The sequence below is a fragment of the Candidatus Pelagibacter sp. HIMB1709 genome (assembly GCF_052047635.1).
Lineage (GTDB): Bacteria > Pseudomonadota > Alphaproteobacteria > Pelagibacterales > Pelagibacteraceae > Pelagibacter.
Map to the genome: position 1 here is coordinate 570,377 of NZ_JBNAJW010000001.1, position 21,274 is coordinate 591,650.

Sequence of the window (21,274 nt, forward strand, 5' to 3'; positions counted from 1 at the left end):
ATGATTAAAACTAAAGAGCAAATTATAGAATATTTTCAGTCAGGTATTAAAGAAACAAAATATTTTAAAATTGGAATTGAACATGAAAAATTTTTGTTCGACACCAAAGAAAACAAAAGAATTGATTATCCAAAAGTAAAAGAAATGTTTACAGCCTTAACTGAGTTTGGCTGGAACCCTGTATTTGAAAAAGAAAATATTATTGGTCTTAATAAAGGTGGCAAAAATATTACATTGGAACCTGGTAATCAAATTGAATTATCAGGTGACAAGTTAAACCATATGCATGAAGCATGTGCAGAGTCTCAAGATTATTTATTTGAATTAAAACAAGTCACAAAAAAATTAGGTATCAAAATAGTTAGTGCTGGCTTTGATCCTATTTCAAAATTAGAAGATATCCCAAACAATCCTAAGCAACGTTATGAACTGATGACAAAAGATATGCCACTAGGTGGAGAGCTTAGCTTAGATATGATGTATCGAACTTGTGGAACACAATTAAATATTGATTACAATTCAGAAAAAGATTTTAATAAAAAATTTAAATTAGCTAATTCTATTGTTCCAATTTCAATTGCACTATTTGCAAATTCATCAATAGTTGAAAAAAAGAATAGTAATTATTTATCTTACAGATCTAAAGTTTGGCAAAGCACTTCAAGAGGAGGTTTGCCTAAATTATTTTTTGAAAATTTAGATTTTGAGAAATACGCAGAATTTGTCATGAACTTTCCAATTTTATTCATCCAACATAATGATCTGTATATTTCAGGTAGAAAATATACATTTAAAGATTTTATGGATGGGAAGATTGAAGAAATAGGAAATAGACTTCCAACTGAATCTGATCTTACAACGCACTTAAGTACAATCTTTACAGAAAATAGATTGAAGAAATATATTGAGCTTAGATCAATGGATACCTGTGGTTGGGATTGCCTATGTGCTGGACCAGCTTTTAATATTGGGATGTTGTATGGAAATTTAGATGAAGCATACGAATTAGTCTCTTCATGGGAAACAGATAAAATAATCAATGCTTATTTAGAAGCTCCCCAAAAAGGATTTAATACTCAATTAATGGGTAAAGACTTATTGTATTGGACTTCTGCTCTTCTGAACATTTCTAGAAAAGGATTAGAGAATAGAGATATCATTAGCAAAAAAGGAAATAACGAAACTATCTTCTTAAATCACTTGCAAAATGTAGTTGATAATAAGACTACAAATGCAGATCATATGATTAGTAAATTTTCTAAAGATGAAAATTTAGAAGAATTATATGACAAATAGAATTGTAGCTGTTCAAGGAAATCATCCCTCTACCTTAAACCCTATAACAGATACTAGTGTTTTTTTAGCTAACGAAATTCAAAACAAATATAAAATTTTTTATTACGATCCAAAAGATCTATCAATAATTAACAAAAAAGTTTTAGCTAAAGGCTTCTTCATTAAGTTCAATTATCAAAACAAAAAATTTTATAAAATCATTAAAAAACAAACTTTAGACCTTACAAAGTGTAAGTTTATTTTAATCCGTCAAGATCCCCCATTTAATTTAGAATATATTTCAACTACTTACATATTAGATTTTATCAAGAACAAGGTTAAAATAATCAATAACCCAACATCTATAAGAAATATTTCTGAAAAGTTATATTCAGCAAAATATTTAAAATATATGCCTGATACACTGTTTTCTCAGGATATAAATGAAATCAAAAATTTTATTAAAAAACATAAGAAAGTAATTATCAAACCTATCCATAGTTACAGTGGCAATGATATTCATTTATTAAATAAATTTAATTCAAAACTTATAAATAAATTTATTAAAAAACATGATCATATTATGTGTCAAAAATTTTTACCTAAGATCAATAAAGGAGACAAAAGAGTTTTTATTATTAATGGAAAAGTTTGTGGTGCAATTTCTAGAGTTCCTAAAAAAGGATCTTATTTAAGCAATATGAGTAAAGGTGCTAAACCTATTAATATCAATTTAACAAAATTAGAAAACAAAATTTCAAAATTAATTGCAAGAGATTTGAAAAAAGAAAATATTTATTTTGCAGGGATTGATTTTATAGATCAAAAATTAAATGGTGATATCAACGTTACCTCCCCTACAGGGCTTAAAACTTTTTTTGATTTATCAGGAATAAACTTAGCAAAAACTTTTTGGAAAAAATTAAAAGCATGAACAATTTAACTGATCAGCAAAAAGGTTCGTTAATGGCTTTTGTTGCAGTGATGTTTCTCACTCCTGATAGTTTATTTATTAGACTTTCAAATGTAGATACTTGGGGATTAGTTTTTTATAGAGGCATTATTCCATTTATAACAGTGTTTGTTGGAATGTTGTTTATTTATAAATCAAGTTTTTTTAAATTACTTTATGGAAATTCAATTTATGGTGTTGCTTACATTATTACATTTTCTATAACCAATATTACTTTTGTATTATCAATTCAAAATACAAACGTTGCAAACACGCTTGTTATGATCGCACTTGCTCCAATGTTGTCAGCTATTTTTGGGGCAATATTTTTAAAAGAAAAACCAGATAGAAATACTTTGGTTGCTATAGCAATTACGTTTTTAAGTGTTCTTTATATATTTTACGACTCGGTCAAATTAGGAAATATTTTTGGTGATGTTTTAGGATTTATTACAGCATGTGGTCTTGCTGCAGGAGCTACTATTATCAGAGCTGGAAAAAGGCTTAATCTGGTTCCTTCAGCTGTGATAGGTAAACTGGTCGTAGCATTAGTTGCTTTATTCTTTATTGATACATTTGAGCTAAAAGACAATGATATTTATATCATTCCAGCAATGGGTATTTTGTGTGTAGCTATTCCTTTTGTGTTGGTAACACTAGCTCCAAGATACATAACGGGAGCTGAAGTAAATCTATTTTTTCTAATGGAGACAGTTTTAGGACCTATTTGGGTGTGGATGGTTGTTAAAGAGCAACCTTCGATGGAGACAATTCAAGGAGGAGTGGTGATCATTTTAACTATCGCTGTTCACTCATTCCTGGCCATAAAAAAAACACAAACCAAAACTACTTAGCCCGCAATTTATTAGTACTTAAAATTTAGAAATGCAAAAAGAAGTAAAAAAATCCTGGGCCCTATTTATAGGTATTGGAACCATGATGATAGCTCATGGACTGCAGATGCAGATAATGGGTATTAGGTCTGTACTTGAAGACTTTAGTGTTTTTACTACAGGAATTTTCATGTCAGGATATTATGTTGGTTACTTTATAGGTTCTAGAACAACTCCAAATTTTGTATCTAAGGTAGGACACATTAGAGTGTTTGCAGCATTTGCATCCCTTGCATCACTTAGTGCATTACTTGCTGTAGTTTATGTAAATCCATTTATGTGGACAGTTAGTAGATTTATAACAGGTATCAGTTTAGTTAGCTGTTATGTTGTTACTGAAAGTTGGTTAAATGATAGGGCAACAAATAAGAATAGAGGTCAATTATTATCTGCATACATGATGATAATTTATTTTGGTCTTGCAGTTGGAATGTTGTTACTTAACTTGAGTGAACCAAAAGCATATGAGCCTTTTATTTTAGTATCTGTACTTTTATCTTTAGCGCTTGTTCCAATATTATTAACAAAAAGACCAGCTCCAAAATTTAAAAAAATTGAAACAATTAGTATTAAAGAACTTTATCAAATCTCTCCTCTTGGAACTTTTAGTTCTTTTTTCACTGGAGTAATTCATGCTGCATTTTTTTCTTTAATTTCAGTTTATGCAACTCTTGCACAACTTACTTTATTTGAAACTTCAATTTTATTATTTATTGCAACGATTGCAGGTGTATTTGGTCAAGGACCAATTGGATATTTTTCAGATCAGTTCGATAGAAGAAGAGTAATTATTATAACAACATTTGGAAGTTCTGCTTTAGCATTGCTATCAATATTAACTTCTAATGATCCTATCCAAAATATTTATTATATGGATGAATTTGCGTTTAAAAAAATAGTTTTCTTTATCGCGGTTGGTCTTTATTCAAGTTTATGCCTTCCATTGTTTTCTTTAAATCTTGCGCACACTAATGACTTTGTTCCAAAATCTAAATTCGTTGCTGCCGGTGGAGGACTTCAATTAATCTTTGGTGTTGGTGCAATTACTGGTCCAATATTGTGTTCGTTGTTTATGGAATGGTTTGAACTAAATGGATTTTTTCTATTCTTAATTTTAGCTCATGCTTTAATTGGTGCATTTGGCTTGTACAGAATGAGAGTAAGAGAGACTGTGGACAATCCAGACTCTACATTTACACCTGTTCCTGCAACCATTACACCTGCTGGATTAGAATTAGACCCAGATACTCCAGCAACATTAGATAATACCGCTGTAAATGAAACAAAAACTGTATTTGAAGAACCTAATTCAACAAATTAAATCATAATTTCATCTTCAATAGATACTTCACCATCCTCTAGAGGAATTAAATAAACTCCAAGATCCATGTGTTGATAAAATTCTTTAAGTTTCTGAGGAAGATTAAAAGTTATTTCACCTGATTTAGGTTTCAAATTAGTAGCTGAGCATCTTGGAATATGGTCATCAACTTTAAAAGGCACATTATTAATGTTGATAGTTTTTCCTATCCAATTTCTCTCTTCCCAAGCGTCCAATCCGTCAATATAGAAGTTTCCTCTAAACCTTTGATGCTGAACTTCTTTACCCATATTCTTTTCAAAGTCTTTAATACTATTGTGATTTATCAAAGATATTGAGTTCATTACTTCTCCCCCACTATTAGTATCAAAAAAAGGATTTTGGTTATTCTTTAATAAAAATACTGGTCCTTTAACTTGGTCATCTAAATTTAATACTTCTTGTTCTATTAAACTCACTTCTTCTGGATTATTAGGATTAATTGAAATTAATTTCTTTTGATTATCAAATAATTCGAGATTTCCCTCATTAAATTCAAATGAATATTTGTTAAGCGTAGGTGTATTTTTTAAAGTAAGAAAATTGATTAATTTTCTTTCACTTGGCTCCTGTTCCATCTTTTGAGCCTTTCCGCTATTTAACAATCTTGAGAATGCAAACAAACGATCATTAATAATTCCTATATTTTTTTTAATCTCACATTTATTAATTTTTTGAAACGAGATTGATTTTACTGGTGAAAAATAAATAGAGGATATGCTAATATTCATTCCAAAAACATATGGCTAATTTAAATTCAAATCAACTTAAAGAATACCAAGATCAAGGTTACATAGCCCCAATTGATATTCTATCAAAAGAAGAAGCTAAAGAAGCTAGGGATGAAATTGAATTAATAGAAAAAGAAATGCCTGATGAAATTGATAAATCTGAAAGATACAATGCTCATTTAATTTCTCCAAAACTAGATGCCATAGTTCATAATTCAAAACTATTAGATGCTGTAGAAAGTATTATTGGAAAAAATATTTTAGTATGTGGAACAACTTTATTTATAAAAAATCCTAATCAAGAAGGTTTTGTAAGTTATCATCAGGATGCAAAATATATTGGTTTAGAACCTCATAATTGGGTTACCGCTTGGGTAGCTTTAACAGATTCAAATGAAGAAAATGGTTGTATGAAAATGTGGCCTAAATCACATATAGAAATTAGAGATCATGATGAAAAATTTAATGAAGGAAATTTATTAACGAGAGGTCAAACAGTTAATGATGTTCCAGATGATGATGTTAAGTCTGTTGAGCTTGTTGCAGGCCAAATGTCATTGCACCATCCAAGAATAGTTCATGGTTCGGGCATAAACAAAAGTAATGACAGAAGAATTGGCTTTGTAATCCAAAGTTATATTGGCACCAATGTTAAACAAGTATTAGGCAAAAATAGTGTTCAATTAGCAAGAGGAGTTGATGAATTTCATCACCATGAGATAATTCAAAGACCAAAATCATTGATGAATAAAGAAGATTTGTTGATTAAAAAAAGAGAAAATCAAAATCTACAAGATATTTTTTATAAAGGTTCAGATAAAAAAGGAAACTACTAATTAAATGAAGAAATTAATTATTTTGAGTTTATTTTTGTTTTCTAAAACATTTGCTTTTGAAAATCCCAAAATTGATTTTAGAAACTTTTCTTTAAATAAATATGAAATTACTATTCAAGAATTTAAAAATTATGCCAAAAAAAATAATTTAATAACTGAAGCAGAGAAAACTGGTGGTGGATATGAATGGGGTGCAGGTTGGGAAAAAAGAGCTGGTTGGACGTATAAAACTCCATATGGTGAAAATCCAGATAGTGAATTAGAACCAGCAGTCCATATTAGTAGATATGAAGCTGAAGATTACTGTAAATCAATAGATGGTAGACTGCCCTCTTTTGATGAATGGTCTTATGCTGCATATCAGCAAGTATTTAATTCTTCAGAGTTTGAAAAAGGCAAAGTCTATAAATACCCAAGTGGGGATGAAGCTAAAAATATGAATTCTCAAGGACTGCTAAATTATGACAAACATATTGATGTAACTAAACTACCAGACGGAATTAATGGTTTAGTTGCAATGGGAGGAAATGTTTGGGAATGGATAGACGATCAAAAAAATGATAATTCATTAACAGCCGGTGCTTCTTGGTGGTATGGAGGTTCCAAGACTTCTAAAAGTGGAGCACAATACAAGCCATCTAATTTCTATGCAATTTATGTTGGTTTTAGATGTGCTTTTGATTAGAATTTTACTTTAAAATTAAATCTTCAAATGAAAAATAATTTAAAATTAGGAGTTATAGGTATCGATCATGGTCATATCTTTGACATGTTGGATGAAATGTTAAAAGAAGGATGTACGTGTGATCATTTTTGGACAGAGGGTGATGCATTAACCTTGAAAGAGTTTAATTCAAAATACCCAAACATTAAAAGAAAAAGAAATAAGGAAGAAATATTAAATGATCCATCTATTGATTTGATTTTAATATCTTCAGTTCCAAAAGATAGAGCTTATAATTCAATAGATGCTTTAAAAGCTGGAAAAGATGTGATGGTCGATAAACCTGGTTGCACTACCTTAGATCAATTGAAAGAGCTTAAACAAACGGTAAAAGAAACTGGTAAAATATGGTCAGTTAATTTTTCAGAGAGATTTCATGTTGCAGCTGTTGCTAAAGCTGAAGAATTAGTTAACGAAGGAAAAATTGGTAAAGTAAAGCAAACAATTGGTACTGGTCCTCATAGACAAGGTAACTATGAAAGACCTGATTGGTTTTATGATCGAGAAAGTTATGGTGGAATAATTACTGATATAGGCTCACATCAAATTCACCAATTTTTAGTATTTACAAATTCAAATGAAGCAAAAATTAATCATGCTCTTGTAGAAAACACTACAAAGACTGAAAAGCCTGGTTTTCAAGATTTTGGAGAGGTTAATCTAACTGGTAATGGTGGACACGGTTACGTTAGATTAGATTGGTTTACTCCAGATGCACTTCCAACATGGGGAGATGGAAGATTATTAATCCTTGGGGATAAAGGTTATATAGAGATAAGGAAATATACAGATTTAGCGAAATCTGAAAAAGGAAATCATTTATATTTAGCTAATAATAAAGAAGTTAAATACATCGATTGCTCTAATGTTAAGCTTCCCTACTTTAGAAATTTAATTAATGATGTAATCAATAGAACTGAAACTGCTTGCCCACAGGAATTATCTTATCTTTCAATGGAACTTGCAATAAAAGCACAATTAAAAGCTGAAACAAAATGAGCAAATATCAAGTAGCAATTATTGGAACAAACATAGGTGCTAAGCACTATGAAGATTTTCAAAAAGTTAAAGAAAGATTTAATGTTCACACATTGTGTGGTCTTACAAGAGAAGCAATTGACAATATTTTATCAAGTGACACTGAAACAAAGTTATCACTAAACTTTGATGAAGTGCTAAAAGTAAAAGAAATAGATATCATTGATATATGTCTTCCACCCCACTTACATTTTTCAGCTTGTAAAAAAGCTATGGAAGCTGGAAAGCATGTAATTTGTGAAAAGCCATTAGTATCAAGTCTTAAAGAAGTCGATGAATTAGAAAAGATAAGTAAAGAAACAGGTAAAATCATATTTCCAGTTTTCCAATATCGATATGGTCTAGGATTTTCAAAGTTAAAAGCACTAATGAAATCTGGTTTAACTGGAAAACCATTGGTTGCTTCTTTAGAAACTCATTGGAATAGAGGAAAAGATTATTATTCAAAACCATGGAGAGGAACTTGGGAAGGTGAACAAGGTGGAGCTATATTAAGTCATTCGATACACATTCATGACTTAGTCAGTATGATCTTAGGTCCTGTTTCAAATGTATTTGCTAAATTATCAACTAGAGTAAATGATATTGAAGTTGAGGATTGTGCAGCTTTATCAATTGAAATGAAAAATGGAACTTTGGTTACAAGCTCAATTACACTTGGTGCTGCAAACGATACAAGCAGACTTCGATTTTGTTTTGAAGGATTAACAGCTGAATCTGGAGCATCCCCAGATAAACCATACAGTCCAGCTGATGATGAGTGGTATTTCTTACCAAGATCACCAGTTACTCAAGCTCAAATTGATGAAGTGTTGGAAAAAGTAGAAGAACCAAAATCTTGGTATGCAGGTATGTTTGATGAAATTGCAAATAAATTAGATGGATCTACTACTGATGAAGTAACATTATCAGATGCTAGAAAATCCTTAGAGTTTGTTACTGCTGTCTACGATTCTTCCAGACAAAATAAAAACATTAAACTTCCAATAGATAAAGATAATCCACTTTATCATTCGTGGTTACCAAATAATTCATGATAAACTTTGAGCTCAATGAGAGTTTAATTGAAGAGTTTAATAATAATGGTTTTCTGATTTTAGATAACTTTTTAGATTTAAATTATATTGAAGATCTTAGAAATAAATTTGAGCCTTTATTTAAAGGTAATTTTGAAACAGGAATTGAGCCAGATGAGTGGAACTGGAAATTTGGTAAAGATCCTGAGGATGTTACTCGTCAAATCTGTAATGCTTGGAAAGCAGATCATTTAATAAAAAAAGTAGTTTGTCATAAAATAATTGGTGAAGTGTGTTCTTGTTTAATGAACTGGCAAGGTGCAAGATTAGTTCAGGATAATGTTTTATGGAAACCACCTGGAGGAAAAACCTTAGGATTTCATCAGGATGCTGCTTATGATGATTGGCTTATTCCACAAACAATGATGACTTGTTGGATATCACTAGATGATACATCAAAAGAAACTGGAACCTTAGAATATATAAAAGGCTCTCATAAATGGGGTATTCAACCACCTAAGGGAGAATTTCACTCTCCAGAAGATTATAAAAAAGAATTAAATATTTTTGCTGAAAAAAATAATAAACAAATAGAAGTTGCTTATGTAGAAGTGCCAGCTGGTGGAGTTTCGTTTCACCATGGCTTTACCTGGCATGGATCAGGAATAAATACTTCAAGCAATAACCGAAGAGCAATCGTTTCTCATTGTGTTCCAAGTAATGCTAAGTTTCATCCGACAAATGAAGGTGGAACAGCTAAAACTTATAAAAAATATAAAAAAGAAAATAGTGATTTATTAGATGAAGAGTATTTTCCTTTATTGTGGGAAAATGATTCTATTTAGATCCATCAAACCTATCTTCATCCTGTTTAGTTGGATTATAAGTAGGTGATGTTTCAAATTGTTCTTCACATTTAATATCAATATAAGGTGCTTTTGATCTTGTAAAAATCTCACCTGATACCCCAAACCAAAAACTTGGTGGATCAAATGTTGCAGCTGCAATAGCTGTTAAACCTTTTAAAGCAGGTGCTGATATGGTCCAATAAACACTGGTTCCACATTTTTTACAAAAATTTGTTTCAAAAGTATTTCCACTCTCTGTTACAAATTTATATTGATTATAATTTTGTGAATGGTGTTTTACATTTTCTTCTTTAAACCAAGCCCCAACACCAAAAGGACTACCTGATCTTAGTTGGCAATATCTACAGTGACAAACTCTAGCTCGTTCTGGATTACCAGATGTTTCATATCTATTTTCTCCACAGGCACAGCCACCTTGATGAATTTCTTTATCTGACATAATTAAAGACTATAATATTTTAAAATAATATGAACAAAGAAAACGCAAGTAAACTCTGGAAAATTATTCAGGAAGCTGGCGATTATTTGGGGTGCTAGTGGGACAACCTACTTCACACTACCTCACACTACTTCACACTAGTTACTTGAATAATTTAAAATTGATTTAAAAAAGTTCGTATAAAGACTCATCAATTTAACCAAAAAACTATGCCACAGACTATGCCAGATTTAGATAAATCAAACTTATAATTTTTGTCTTAAATTATATAGTGATGATTGTTATGAAATATTTAAAAGTTGTTGCGGCTGTAATTAAGCAAAAAGATAAAATTCTCATTGCAAGGCGAAAAAAAGGTAAACATCTTGAATTAAAATGGGAGTATCCAGGAGGAAAACTAGAAAAATACGAGGATGAAATAGCTGCGCTTAAAAGAGAGTTAAAAGAAGAATTTAGTATTGATACTGAAATTTCAAAATATTTGACAGAATCATTTTATGAATATGAGAATATAAATATAAACTTAAGGGCATATCTTGTTGAGAATTTTTCTGGTAATTTTAATTTGAAAGATCATGATAAAATTGATTGGATAAAGATTGAAGATATTGAAAAATATGATTTTGCACCTGCTGACATTCCAATTAATAACTACTTAATTAAACATGGATTATAAACTAATAGACATTCCTAACTATGAATTAGATGAAATAATAATTGAAAACATTAATCAATCAGAAAAAATTATAATTGTTGTTTCTTTTATTTTTGAAAAGGGACTAGATTTAATAATAGAAAAATTAAAAAATATAGATAATCCAGAAAATATTATCATAATAACCAGTAATTATCTAAAAAGTACAGAGCCTAAAGCGTTAAGAAAATTGTTAGAATTAAAATCAATTGGATCAAAAATTTACTTATTCGACTCCTTAACATCTAAAGAAAACTTTCATATCAAAAGTTATTATTTTGAAAATGAAAATAAAAATTTTTTTAGTTGTATTATAGGTTCAAGCAATATGTCATTTTCAGCATTTAAATTAAGTCATGAATTAAATATAGAAATAAAAGATAAAAAAATTTGTAAAGAACATAAGTTAAAAATGTTGAATTTATTTTCTCATCCAAACTTATTAGAATTAAGTAATGAGGTCATAATTGATTATGAAAAAATATATGACGAAAATAATAATTTTTTTAAAGAAGCTGAAAGCAATATTGCAGACGATATTAAAGTTATTCCTTACAAAGAACCTAACTTAGTTCAAAAAGAAGCTCTAGAAGTATTAAAAAATTCAAGGATGTCAGGTCAAAATAAAGGTCTTGTAGTTATGGCTACTGGACTAGGCAAAACTATTTTAGCAGCTCTTGATGTTGCAGAAGTAAAACCAAATAAGATACTATTTGTTGCTCATAGAGAAGAGATATTAAATCAGTCTAAAAATTCATTTAAAAACTTTATACCTAATAAAAAATATGGATTTTACAAAGGTAAAAACAAAGATTTGAACAACGAGTATATATTCGCAAGCATACAAACTTTAGGAAAAAAAAGTCAATTAGAAAAATTTAAGAAAAACGAATTTGATTATATTATTATAGATGAATTTCATCACGTTGGAGCGAAAAGTTATAAAAATCTTGTAGAATATTTCGAACCAAAATTTTTTTTAGGATTAACAGCTACTCCAAATAGAACAGATAATATAGATATTCTTCAATTTTGTGGTGGCAACCTTCTTTATAGAAAAGATTTAATTGATGGGGTTAACTTAAAATTACTCTCAAACTTTAATTATCAAGGAATTATAGATAAGTACGTTGATTATACCAAAATCACATGGAGAGGAAAAAAATTTGATGAATTAGATTTAGATAGAAATCTTAATACTTCAAAAAGAGCAAACTATATTTTTGAAAATTGGAAAAAACATAAGTTAACTAGAACACTTGGTTTTTGTGCATCAATTAAACATTGTAATTTTATGAGAGATTTTTTTGTGGCAAAAGGGATAAAAGCTGTTTCTGTTCACAGCAAATCTGAAACTAATAGAGCTGAAGCCATTAAAATGCTTATTGAAAGACAAATAGACATCATTTTTAGTATCGATTTATTTAATGAAGGAGTAGATATTCCTGTAGTAGATACAATAATGATGCTAAGGCCAACAGAGTCAAAAATTGTTTTTATACAACAATTTGGAAGAGGTCTTAGAAAAGCAGATGGTAAAAAAATTGTAAATGTTATAGATTTTATTGGAAACCATAAAAGTTTTTTAGAAAAACCAGCTGCTCTTTTTGATTTTAACACTGATGCAAATTCAATTGGGAAATTTGTTCAAAATTATAAAGAAAATAAACTAAATATACCTGATGAAAGCAGAGTCTTTTATGATCCTGAAACAATAGATTTTTTTACTGAATATTCTTTAAAAATTAAAAAGGAAGAATTTGTAAAACCTGTTTTAGGAAATTATGATGATAATTTAACCTCTCAAATACATAAAAGTTTTATCAAATCAAAAGTTGGTTCTTTGGTAAACCAAGGAAAATATAAAAATTATAGTTGGGATTACATGGCTGGTCATATACGACCTTGGTCTCTTCTTGACCAATATAATGAAAACAATGGGTATTCAAATGAACAATTTATATTTGTTACATTGAAGAAAAAAGAAAATATAGATGAAAAATTAAAATATAAAGATCGTTTTAAAAATGAAAAATTGTTTAGCTGGGAAGCAATAAAAGGTACTAGTGAAAATGAAAAAAATGGAAAAGCAATAATGAACCATAAGAGAAATGGTAATAATATTCACTTATTTGTTAAAGCACACTACTTGCAGAAATATTTTGTATATTGCGGAAAAATAAATTTTTTATCAGGAGGTGGTGGAACATCTACAATTGATTATTTAAAACATGTTAAAGACGGCAAAAAAGTTGAAGATTTAAAACCTTTTAGTGCAGATTTCGAATTAGAGACACCATTACAAGGAGATATTAAGGAAGAATTTTTAAGAATATCTAATCTTATATCTAATTAGATGTAAACTATGCCACAGACTATGCCAGATTTAGATAAATCAAGTTTTGGAACAATATGAACAAAGAAAACGCAAGTAAACTCTGGAAAATTATTCAGGAAGCTGGCGATTATTTGGTGGGGCAATTACCTGACCACCCAAATCACCCTAAAGGAAGAAACCCCTATGCTCATGTTGCTATTTGTGTGAAAAGCAAATTCAATGCAAGTTACAAAGACATTCCTGATGAACAATTTGATGAAGTTATAAAGTATATTGAGTTTTTAAAAGAAAATCCAAATTAATTGATTTACAATTCAAGTCACAATTAAAATAAGTTAAGATTTTAAATGATAAAAATTGAAGAAGTAAAAAATACTAAAAAAAAAATTTCTTCATTTGTTAATGAGACAGAATTAATAAATTCAAACCTATCTAAAAAACTCGGGATAGATTTAAAATTAAAATTAGAATTAAATCAGCCAATTGGTGCTTTTAAGATTAGAGGAGCCATGAATGCAGTTCTAAATCTATCTGATCAATATAAAGGGGTAACTTGTTGTTCAACTGGTAATCATGGAAAAGGAGTTGCTTATGCTGCTCAAAAACAAAATAAAAAAGCAGTAATTTGTATGTCTGAAAATGTCCCAACTAATAAAATTGAAGGGATTAAAAAACTAGGCGCTGAGGTTAAAATACAAGGTTCATCTCAAGATGAGGCTGAAGAAATAAGTTTAAATTTAGCAAAATCTAATAGTTTAAAATATATATCTCCTTTTGATGACTTAGATGTTGTAAACGGACAAGCAACAATTGGTTTAGAATTATTTGAACAAGACCCAGATATTAAAAATGTATTAATTCCTCTTTCAGGTGGTGGGTTAGCTGGAGGAATTGCAGCTGTTTTGAAACAATTAAATCCTAATATAAAAGTTTATGGAATATCAATGGAAAATGGTGCTGCTATGTATCAATCAATTAAGAAAAATGAGCCATCATTAGTGAAAGAATTTATTAGCCTTGCAGACTCGTTACAAGGTGGAATTGGCTTATCGAATAAATATAGTTTTAACCTTTGTCAAAAATATCTAGATGATATTATTTTGGTCAGTGAGCAAGAAATTTATAAAGCACTACAAGAAGTTTATTATGTAGATAATATTGTCTGTGAGGGAGCTTGTGTAGTTGGGGTTGCTGCATTGATGAATAACAAAATCAAAAATTTAAATGGCTTAACCTCGACGATTATTACTGGTAAAAATATAGATCTTGATCTGCATAAAAAAATTATAGAAGGTAAAGATATAAAAATGGGAGACTTAACAATTAGTGGTTCATCTTATGTCCAATGAAATTTTTATATTATCTGAAAAGGAAATAAAAAGTTTAATTCATCTTGACTTAAATTTAATTGCTGAAATAGAAAAAGCGTTTATAGCACTCGCAAAGGGAGAGGTAGAAATGCCTCCAATTCTATCAATGGAAATGAAAGATCAACGAGGTGAAGTAGATGTAAAAACAGCTTATATCAAGAATTTTGATGGGTTTGCTGTAAAAATAAGTCCTGGTTTTTTTAATAACCCATCTTTAGGTCTTCCAAGTTTAAATGGATTAATGGTTTTGTTTTCTTCTAAAACCGGTTTGGTTCAATCCTTGTTATTAGACAATGGTTACTTAACAGATATTAGAACTGCAGCAGCAGGAGCTATATCAATAAAATATTTGTCCAATAAAAATAGTAAAAGTTTAGGAATTATTGGATCAGGATTACAGGCAAGACTTCAAGCACAAGCTGCATGCTTGGTTCGAAAGTTTGATACCATTACTGTTTGGGGACGAGATCAGTTAAAAGCTGAAAAATGTGCTGAAGATATCAAAAGCAATACTAACATAAATTGTAAGGTAGAATTAAATATTGAAAAAGTAGTTAAAGAAAATGAAATATTAATAACGACTACCCCTAGTAAAGAATATTTAATAAAACAAAGTTGGTTACAACAAGGTCAACACATTACAGCCATGGGATCAGATAATTCTGAAAAAAATGAAATTGATCCAAATATTTTTAAATCAATAGATCTATTTGTGCCAGATCGAAATTCACAGTCCAAAAAATTAGGAGAACTAAGAACAGCTCTAAAAGAAAATATTGTTAAAGAAAATGAAAGCTTTCCTGAACTTGGTAAGATTATTGTTGATCCAAATTTAGGAAGATCTGATGAAAATCAAATTACTTTATGTGATTTGACTGGAACTGGGGTTCAAGATACGGCTATTGCAACTTTAACTGATAAATTGGCTAAAGAAAAAAATATAGGAAAAATTATAGAAAATTAAGCCTTAGTTTCTTCTATTACTTTTGCAATTGAACTAATTAAAATATCTATTTCAGACTTATTAATACATAGTGGTGGCGCTAAACCTAAAATGTCTCCTTGAGGCATTGCTCTTGCTATGACGCCATTACTTAATAGTTGTCCTGCAAGTGTTGGTCCAAATTTTTTACTTGGATCAAAAAATTTATGAGCTTTTTTATCTTCAACTAATTCTATAGCTCCTAATAAACCCTCACTTCTAACTTCTCCTACATGTGGAAGATCTGCAATTTTATCTTTTAATTGAGCATTAAAATAAGGTCCAACCTCATTAACGTTGTCTAAAATATTCATTTGATCAATTAATTCTAAGTTAGCAACTCCTGCGGCTGCACAAATCGGGTGAGCCGAATAAGTCCAGCCATGACCAATTGGACCAAACTCATCTGTTCCTTTTTCTAAAACTTCCCAAATTTTTTCTGAAAAAATAGATCCAGATAATGGTGCATAAGCAGAGGTTAATCCTTTAGCAATTGTTATAATATCTGAGTCTATTTGATAAAAATCAGAACCAAACATTTTACCTAATCTTCCAAAGCCAGTTACAACCTCATCAGCGATAATTAAAATGTCATTTTCCTTTAAGATAGGCTGAATTTTTTCCCAATATCCTTTTGGAGGAGGAACAATTCCACCTGTTCCTAACATTGGTTCTGCAATAAAAGCTGCAATATTTTCAGCACCTTCCTTTTGAATTAAAGATTTTAATTCTTCAGCGCAATGTTCTGAAAATTGTTCTTCAGTTTGCTCTAAATTCTTTCTTCTAAAATAATAAGGGGCTTCTGTATGAATGATATTATCAATTGGAAGATCAAATTTCTTATGAAATATATCTAATCCAGTTAAAGATCCAGTTGCAAGCCCTGACCCATGGTACCCTCTCCATCTTGAGATAATTTTTTTCTTATTAGGTCTTCCTAAAATATTATTGTAATACCAGACAATTTTAATATTCGTTTCATTTGCATCAGATCCACTTAAACCAAAATAAACTTTAGACATATTTTTGGGTGCTCGATCTAAAATCATTTTTGAAAGTTTAATGGATGCCTCTGTACCATGCCCTACATATGCATGATAATAAGACAATTGATGTGCTTGCTTTGAAATTGCCTCAGAAATTTCTTTTCGTCCATAACCAACATTCACACAATATAATCCAGCAAACCCATCTAAATATTTTTTGCCATCCCGATCAATAATATAAACCCCTTCGCCTTCGGTAATAATTCTACTAGGAGCATCTCCTCTTGCGTGTTGTGCTAGGTGTGTTGATGGATGAAAGAAATTTTTTCTATCCCATTCAGCAAGTTGATCATTTTTTAACATAATTTGTGTTTAGACCTTATTAATCAAAAAATATAGAAAAAAATTAATTTTAATTAGTTTTTTCTATGGTCTCTAATAGATGATCAATATCTTTTTGTTGAGTATTCCAAGCAGTTACTAATCTTACAGTCTTTCCTTCAAAATCTTCATCATTCATTTCATAACCATTTGAATTTAAATTTTCAATCATATGTCTTGGAAATTTTACAAATACTTCGTTTGCTTCTGTTGGATAAACTAATTCTATATCTTTGTGTTGATTTAGACTTTCACTTAATTTTTTCCCCATGTCATTTGCATGTTTTGCATTTTTTAACCAAACATTGTTTTCTAAATAACCATCTAATTGCGCTGAAACAAAACGCATTTTAGATAACAAGTGTCCTGCTCTTTTCATTAAAAAAGCTGTATTACCTACTAACTCTTTTTTAAAAAACACAATTGCTTCTGCTGCAAAACATCCGTTTTTCGTTGCTCCAAAAGATAATACATCAACCCCTGACTTCCATGTCATTTCTGCTGGAGATGCATTAAGAGAAACTAATGCATTCGCAAATCTTGCACCATCCATATGTAAATTTAGATTGTGTTTATGAGTAATTTCTGCAATTTTTTTAATCTCATCTAATTGATACACTTCTCCTGTTTCACACACTTGAGTAATGCTTACTGAAGATGGTTGGGTATGGTGAACTATCCCCTTTCCTACTATAGATTGATCTAATTCCTCAGGTGTTATTTTTCCCATAATCCCATTTAAAGTAACAAGTTTTCCTCCCCCTGTATAAAATTCAGGTGCACCACATTCGTCTAAATTTATATGAGATAATCTATGACAATAAATATTTCCAAAAGATGGTGTCATCGTTGATAATGCTAAAGCATTAGCAGCTGTTCCAGATGCGGTTGGAAAAACAATAACTTCTTTTTCAAATATTTCTGAAAATTTGTCTTGCAAATCTTTTGATATGGGATCATTTCCATAAGGCGTACTATCACCTTCGTTTGCTTTTATAATTGCTTCCAATACTTCAGGACAAGCACCAGCAACATTATCAGAAGCGAATTTTACTCGCTTTCGTTTAGTTTTAATATTGGCCATTTCTATTGTTTTGGAAAATAATCTTTTAGTTCACCCTCACGGTATACATCTGCTGTACAACAATGAAGTCCTCCACCAAATGCATAAGCATCTCTAAGTTCTACTGGCACTACTTCCATTCCTAATTTGTCTAATTGCTCAGCTTGATAGATTTCACTTTTCTCAACACAAACTGTTTTAGGATCTAAAACCAATACATTCATTGATAACCATGTTGAAGAATAACATAATGGTGGTGGTTCATTATGTGCTGGTTGAGCACTATCAACAATTTCCCAACCATTGTCTTCAAAAAGTTTTCTTTGTTCCTTAGGAAGTCTTCTTTGAGGATTATTGATAATTAAACCTTCTTTTATTGGAGTAAAGGTTGCATCAATGTGAATAGGATATGGATCTCCTGGGAAATTTACAGCATGTACTCTATGATCTTTATAATGTCTCTTTAGCCAATCAATTCCTTTTAAATTAGTTGTAAATCCATGCTGAACAACCAAATCTTTTCCAAATCTCAATACATCTGCTGCATCAAACAATGGCTCTTCTTCAGTAGTTACAAAATATTTTTTTTCAGTCCACTCTAATCTTTTTTGAACACCAATTTTATCTGATAGATAATCTTTTCTGTAATCTGCATCTGTTAGTCTTGGTTTTGGAGCAGACTCGTGTCTCATATTTGGATCTTGATTGTAATAATCTTTTAGTAATGGTCGGTAACATAGATATTCAAACCAACGACATCTATAACTCATTGTTGCTTCTAAAATTTCATTACCAACAGTTAACAATACATCTCTTGGGGGCATACAACCAAACATAGTTTCTGCTTCCCAATCAGGTGTTGATGTCTTTTGATTAAAATCAATTGGTGTTGGTCGATCAACTTTAATGCCTCTTTTTTGAAGCATGTTTGAAAAGTTGTCTAATAATTCATTTGCTTTATCGACAGTGTCTTTGGTTCTTGGACCAAATTGACCTCGCATATCACTATCTTCAGGAACTTTTGCATCTAATGCTGGCTCTGGTGCGGGTATGCAAGTACCATCCGCTCTTCCAACAATTACATGTTTTAACGGATCCCATTCATTCCAACTATTAACAATAGTTTTGTTCTCGCTCATAAAGATTAGTTTTTTATAATATTATGCTCAGGCCCGAAAGGAAATTTTGTAATATTTTCTGCTCCATCTTTACCAATCACTAATATATCGTGTTCTCTATATCCACCAGCACCAGGATTACCTTCTGGGATCATGATCATTGGCTCCATAGAAACCACCATATTTTCCTCAAGAACAGTATCAATATCTTCTCTTAATTCTAAACCAGCCTCTCTTCCATAAAAGTGTGAAAGCATACCAAACGAATGACCATAACCAAATGTTCGGTACTGAAGGTAACCAAGTTCGGCAAATAATTCATTTAGCTCATGACAAATGTCTGAACATTTAACACCTGGTTTGATTAATTCTAATCCACGCTTGTGTACTTTAACATTTGCTTCCCAAGCTTTAAGAGAGGCATCATCTGCATGGTCCAAAAACAAAGTTCGCTCCAACGCAGTGTAGTAACCTGAAATCATTGGGAAAGTATTTAAAGATAAAATATCTCCTTTAACTAATTTTCTATTAGTTTTTGGATTGTGAGCTCCATCTGTATTGATACCCGATTGAAACCATACCCATGTGTCCATGTACTCTGCACCCGGATAACTTTTAACAATCTCCCTTTCCATTCTATCTCTTGCTGCTATTGCTACTTCGATCTCCGTGTTATCTTCTCTAATATTTTTAGCTATTTCTTCACCCCCAATGTCTGCAATTCTTGCGCCATTACGAATGATCTCAATTTCTTCATCAGACTTAATCATTCTAAGTTTCATAAGATCTTTTGAAACATCACTAAACACAGAAAAAGTAAAAATAGATCCAATTTTGTCTCTCATATCTAAAGTGACATGATCATTTTCAATTCCAATATTTTTTGGAGGCTCATCTCTTCCAATAATTGATACAATTGCTCTTAAAAAATTATCTCTCTTCCAATCAGTATAAATAACATTATCGCAATGCGATCTACGCCATGGTTGACTTGCATCAATATTGGCTGAAATTGTTGAAATTTTATTTTGAGTAATCACACATCCATATGGTCTACCAAACGAACAATAAATAAAACCTGTATAATATGCAACGTTGTGCATGGATGTTAAAATAACCATATCTAAATTATTTTTATCCATCACTGATCTAAGTTTGCTTACTCGATCGTTATACTCTTTATCTGTAAATGGTAATTTTACTTTTTCACCATTTTTAAGTTCAAAAAAATCTGGTCTTTCCATAATCTAATTTAATGCTATGTGTCTCTTGTTCCATCTATTCCATCGTATGATCAAACTATAATAAATCAAAGACATAAAAATAAAAAACCCACCAATAATTGTATTAGTAGAGGGAACTTCGTTTATTCCTAAAATTGGAAGCCATACCCAAAAAATGCCTCCAACTACTTCTGTTAATGATAATAAAGTTAATTCAGCAGCTGGTATAGCTTTTGATCCTATGGAATATAAAATTAGTCCAAAACAAACCAAGGTTCCATGCAAAGAAAATAAAGCTCCATTATAACTTGTTGCAAAAAATACTTGATCTTTACTAAGGATCATAATTGATGCAAATACGAAACAGAAAAAACCAGCAAACGCAACAGTCGTAAATTTAGGAGTTTCTTTTCTCCAACGCAAAGAAACTGAAAAAACTGAAAATCCAATTGATGAAGTTAATCCAAAAACAAAGCCCACTAAAGAGTTTTGACCAGAATTGCCAATCGCCATTATTACAATTCCGATGGTAGCTATAAAAATTGCTATCCAAACACTGATTGAAATTTTCTCTTTTAAAAATAAAAAAGCTAATAAAGCTGTGAAGAAAGGCATAGCAGCTAAACACAATAAAGTAACTGCTGCACTAGTATTTGTGATTGCATAAATAAAAGTAATCATAGCAATTCCCAATCCAGATCCTCCAACTATGCCTGAAATACCTATTTTAAAATAATTTTTATAAAAACTTTTTCCTTCTTCAAAAAATAAATAAAGATTTAGCAAAATAAATATCGTTAAGCCTCTACCAAATATATATTGCCAAGGTACTTGTTGAGGATTGTCCATGTACCTAACCACTAAAGGTCCAAAAGACCATAATAGACCTGCGAAAAGAACTATTGGGATAGCTAATCTGTGGTTTTTAAGCTCTAGCATTTGAGGAAATCTAATTCTAAAAAGATCTTTCTACAACAAAAATACGT

The 21,274-nt window shown here is 30.4% G+C and carries 21 protein-coding genes; 14 read left to right on the plus strand and 7 right to left on the minus strand.

Annotated features, from left to right (window positions below; translation table 11 throughout):
* The 4 genes from ACTTAR_RS03200 to ACTTAR_RS03215 are packed head-to-tail and all read left to right on the plus strand — an operon-like array spanning nt 1 to nt 4,441.
* Entirely contained in the window at nt 1–1,296 is a 1,296-nt protein-coding gene (locus ACTTAR_RS03200; protein WP_440681755.1) for a glutamate--cysteine ligase, read from the plus strand.
* Complete coding sequence (gshB, locus tag ACTTAR_RS03205; RefSeq protein ID WP_440697672.1) at nt 1,286–2,209, plus strand: glutathione synthase; 924 nt, start codon at nt 1,286–1,288, stop codon at nt 2,207–2,209. Before ACTTAR_RS03200 ends, gshB begins: the two co-directional genes overlap by 11 nt.
* On the plus strand, nt 2,206–3,081 hold the full coding sequence (locus ACTTAR_RS03210; RefSeq protein WP_440697673.1) for a DMT family transporter: 876 nt from the start codon (nt 2,206–2,208) through the stop codon (nt 3,079–3,081). Before gshB ends, ACTTAR_RS03210 begins: the two co-directional genes overlap by 4 nt.
* 31 nt (nt 3,082–3,112) lie before the next feature.
* Nucleotides 3,113–4,441, plus strand: coding sequence for an MFS transporter (locus ACTTAR_RS03215; protein WP_440681760.1), 1,329 nt, complete (start codon nt 3,113–3,115; stop codon nt 4,439–4,441).
* Here ACTTAR_RS03215 and ACTTAR_RS03220 read toward each other — a convergent pair.
* On the minus strand, nt 4,438–5,211 hold the full coding sequence (locus ACTTAR_RS03220) for an MOSC domain-containing protein (protein ID WP_440681761.1): 774 nt from the start codon (nt 5,209–5,211) through the stop codon (nt 4,438–4,440). The genes ACTTAR_RS03215 and ACTTAR_RS03220 overlap by 4 nt on opposite strands.
* An 11-nt stretch (nt 5,212–5,222) precedes the next feature.
* Between ACTTAR_RS03220 and ACTTAR_RS03225 the strand changes: the two genes are divergently transcribed.
* The 5 genes from ACTTAR_RS03225 to ACTTAR_RS03245 are packed head-to-tail and all read left to right on the plus strand — an operon-like array spanning nt 5,223 to nt 9,670.
* Nucleotides 5,223–6,047: a phytanoyl-CoA dioxygenase family protein gene (locus ACTTAR_RS03225; protein ID WP_440681762.1), complete on the plus strand. Its 825-nt coding sequence runs from the start codon at nt 5,223–5,225 to the stop codon at nt 6,045–6,047.
* A gap of 4 nt (nt 6,048–6,051) precedes the next feature.
* Complete coding sequence (locus tag ACTTAR_RS03230; protein WP_440697674.1) at nt 6,052–6,732, plus strand: formylglycine-generating enzyme family protein; 681 nt, start codon at nt 6,052–6,054, stop codon at nt 6,730–6,732.
* Between the two features lie 27 nt (nt 6,733–6,759).
* On the plus strand, nt 6,760–7,770 hold the full coding sequence (locus ACTTAR_RS03235) for a Gfo/Idh/MocA family protein (RefSeq protein WP_440697675.1): 1,011 nt from the start codon (nt 6,760–6,762) through the stop codon (nt 7,768–7,770).
* A complete protein-coding gene (locus ACTTAR_RS03240; RefSeq protein WP_440697676.1) occupies nt 7,767–8,846 on the plus strand; it encodes a Gfo/Idh/MocA family protein in 1,080 nt (359 codons plus the stop codon). The genes ACTTAR_RS03235 and ACTTAR_RS03240 overlap by 4 nt, the downstream gene beginning before the upstream one ends.
* Entirely contained in the window at nt 8,843–9,670 is an 828-nt protein-coding gene (locus tag ACTTAR_RS03245) for a phytanoyl-CoA dioxygenase family protein (protein ID WP_440697677.1), read from the plus strand. Before ACTTAR_RS03240 ends, ACTTAR_RS03245 begins: the two co-directional genes overlap by 4 nt.
* Here ACTTAR_RS03245 and ACTTAR_RS03250 read toward each other — a convergent pair.
* Nucleotides 9,663–10,133: a GFA family protein gene (locus ACTTAR_RS03250; RefSeq protein WP_440697678.1), complete on the minus strand. Its 471-nt coding sequence runs from the start codon at nt 10,131–10,133 to the stop codon at nt 9,663–9,665. The genes ACTTAR_RS03245 and ACTTAR_RS03250 overlap by 8 nt on opposite strands.
* A gap of 283 nt (nt 10,134–10,416) precedes the next feature.
* Between ACTTAR_RS03250 and ACTTAR_RS03255 the strand changes: the two genes are divergently transcribed.
* The 5 genes from ACTTAR_RS03255 to ACTTAR_RS03275 are packed head-to-tail and all read left to right on the plus strand — an operon-like array spanning nt 10,417 to nt 15,499.
* Nucleotides 10,417–10,809: a (deoxy)nucleoside triphosphate pyrophosphohydrolase gene (locus ACTTAR_RS03255; RefSeq protein ID WP_440697679.1), complete on the plus strand. Its 393-nt coding sequence runs from the start codon at nt 10,417–10,419 to the stop codon at nt 10,807–10,809.
* Nucleotides 10,799–13,183, plus strand: coding sequence for a DUF3427 domain-containing protein (locus ACTTAR_RS03260; RefSeq protein WP_440697680.1), 2,385 nt, complete (start codon nt 10,799–10,801; stop codon nt 13,181–13,183). The genes ACTTAR_RS03255 and ACTTAR_RS03260 overlap by 11 nt, the downstream gene beginning before the upstream one ends.
* 56 nt (nt 13,184–13,239) lie before the next feature.
* Nucleotides 13,240–13,467: a hypothetical protein gene (locus ACTTAR_RS03265; protein WP_440697681.1), complete on the plus strand. Its 228-nt coding sequence runs from the start codon at nt 13,240–13,242 to the stop codon at nt 13,465–13,467.
* Nucleotides 13,468–13,512: 45 nt separating this feature from the next.
* Complete coding sequence (locus ACTTAR_RS03270) at nt 13,513–14,514, plus strand: pyridoxal-phosphate dependent enzyme (protein WP_440697682.1); 1,002 nt, start codon at nt 13,513–13,515, stop codon at nt 14,512–14,514.
* Nucleotides 14,504–15,499, plus strand: coding sequence for a cyclodeaminase (locus ACTTAR_RS03275; RefSeq protein ID WP_440697683.1), 996 nt, complete (start codon nt 14,504–14,506; stop codon nt 15,497–15,499). The genes ACTTAR_RS03270 and ACTTAR_RS03275 overlap by 11 nt, the downstream gene beginning before the upstream one ends.
* Here ACTTAR_RS03275 and ACTTAR_RS03280 read toward each other — a convergent pair.
* From ACTTAR_RS03280 to ACTTAR_RS03300, 5 genes are read right to left on the minus strand one after another with little or no spacing between them, the layout of a single operon-like run.
* On the minus strand, nt 15,496–16,866 hold the full coding sequence (locus ACTTAR_RS03280) for an aminotransferase (RefSeq protein ID WP_440697684.1): 1,371 nt from the start codon (nt 16,864–16,866) through the stop codon (nt 15,496–15,498). The genes ACTTAR_RS03275 and ACTTAR_RS03280 overlap by 4 nt on opposite strands.
* Nucleotides 16,867–16,915: 49 nt before the next feature.
* A complete protein-coding gene (locus tag ACTTAR_RS03285; protein ID WP_440697685.1) occupies nt 16,916–17,968 on the minus strand; it encodes a threonine aldolase family protein in 1,053 nt (350 codons plus the stop codon).
* A 2-nt stretch (nt 17,969–17,970) separates the two neighbouring features.
* Nucleotides 17,971–19,086: a serine/threonine protein kinase gene (locus ACTTAR_RS03290; protein WP_440681776.1), complete on the minus strand. Its 1,116-nt coding sequence runs from the start codon at nt 19,084–19,086 to the stop codon at nt 17,971–17,973.
* A gap of 5 nt (nt 19,087–19,091) precedes the next feature.
* Nucleotides 19,092–20,309, minus strand: a complete 1,218-nt coding sequence (locus tag ACTTAR_RS03295; protein WP_440681777.1) for an aminopeptidase P family protein — start codon at nt 20,307–20,309, stop codon at nt 19,092–19,094.
* A gap of 3 nt (nt 20,310–20,312) precedes the next feature.
* The gene (locus ACTTAR_RS03300) at nt 20,313–21,227 is read right to left on the minus strand and encodes a DMT family transporter (protein ID WP_440681778.1); all 915 of its coding nucleotides are present in this window, start codon (nt 21,225–21,227) and stop codon (nt 20,313–20,315) included.
* Nucleotides 21,228–21,274 lie beyond the last annotated feature (47 nt).

Excerpts from the sequence above, each read along its gene's own strand:
- ACTTAR_RS03235 (WP_440697675.1), top strand. The coding sequence starts at position 6,760 with ATGAAAAATAATTTAAAATTAGGAGTTATAGGTATCGATCATGGTCAT.
- ACTTAR_RS03280 (WP_440697684.1), bottom strand. The coding sequence starts at position 16,866 with ATGTTAAAAAATGATCAACTTGCTGAATGGGATAGAAAAAATTTCTTT.
- ACTTAR_RS03230 (WP_440697674.1), top strand. The coding sequence starts at position 6,052 with ATGAAGAAATTAATTATTTTGAGTTTATTTTTGTTTTCTAAAACATTT.
- ACTTAR_RS03225 (WP_440681762.1), top strand. The coding sequence starts at position 5,223 with ATGGCTAATTTAAATTCAAATCAACTTAAAGAATACCAAGATCAAGGT.
- ACTTAR_RS03260 (WP_440697680.1), top strand. The coding sequence starts at position 10,799 with ATGGATTATAAACTAATAGACATTCCTAACTATGAATTAGATGAAATA.
- gshB (WP_440697672.1), top strand. The coding sequence starts at position 1,286 with ATGACAAATAGAATTGTAGCTGTTCAAGGAAATCATCCCTCTACCTTA.
- ACTTAR_RS03240 (WP_440697676.1), top strand. The coding sequence starts at position 7,767 with ATGAGCAAATATCAAGTAGCAATTATTGGAACAAACATAGGTGCTAAG.
- ACTTAR_RS03200 (WP_440681755.1), top strand. The coding sequence starts at position 1 with ATGATTAAAACTAAAGAGCAAATTATAGAATATTTTCAGTCAGGTATT.
- ACTTAR_RS03300 (WP_440681778.1), bottom strand. The coding sequence starts at position 21,227 with ATGCTAGAGCTTAAAAACCACAGATTAGCTATCCCAATAGTTCTTTTC.
- ACTTAR_RS03295 (WP_440681777.1), bottom strand. The coding sequence starts at position 20,309 with ATGGAAAGACCAGATTTTTTTGAACTTAAAAATGGTGAAAAAGTAAAA.
- ACTTAR_RS03270 (WP_440697682.1), top strand. The coding sequence starts at position 13,513 with ATGATAAAAATTGAAGAAGTAAAAAATACTAAAAAAAAAATTTCTTCA.
- ACTTAR_RS03250 (WP_440697678.1), bottom strand. The coding sequence starts at position 10,133 with ATGTCAGATAAAGAAATTCATCAAGGTGGCTGTGCCTGTGGAGAAAAT.
- ACTTAR_RS03255 (WP_440697679.1), top strand. The coding sequence starts at position 10,417 with ATGAAATATTTAAAAGTTGTTGCGGCTGTAATTAAGCAAAAAGATAAA.
- ACTTAR_RS03245 (WP_440697677.1), top strand. The coding sequence starts at position 8,843 with ATGATAAACTTTGAGCTCAATGAGAGTTTAATTGAAGAGTTTAATAAT.
- ACTTAR_RS03275 (WP_440697683.1), top strand. The coding sequence starts at position 14,504 with ATGTCCAATGAAATTTTTATATTATCTGAAAAGGAAATAAAAAGTTTA.
- ACTTAR_RS03215 (WP_440681760.1), top strand. The coding sequence starts at position 3,113 with ATGCAAAAAGAAGTAAAAAAATCCTGGGCCCTATTTATAGGTATTGGA.
- ACTTAR_RS03285 (WP_440697685.1), bottom strand. The coding sequence starts at position 17,968 with ATGGCCAATATTAAAACTAAACGAAAGCGAGTAAAATTCGCTTCTGAT.
- ACTTAR_RS03220 (WP_440681761.1), bottom strand. The coding sequence starts at position 5,211 with ATGAATATTAGCATATCCTCTATTTATTTTTCACCAGTAAAATCAATC.
- ACTTAR_RS03210 (WP_440697673.1), top strand. The coding sequence starts at position 2,206 with ATGAACAATTTAACTGATCAGCAAAAAGGTTCGTTAATGGCTTTTGTT.
- ACTTAR_RS03290 (WP_440681776.1), bottom strand. The coding sequence starts at position 19,086 with ATGAGCGAGAACAAAACTATTGTTAATAGTTGGAATGAATGGGATCCG.
- ACTTAR_RS03265 (WP_440697681.1), top strand. The coding sequence starts at position 13,240 with ATGAACAAAGAAAACGCAAGTAAACTCTGGAAAATTATTCAGGAAGCT.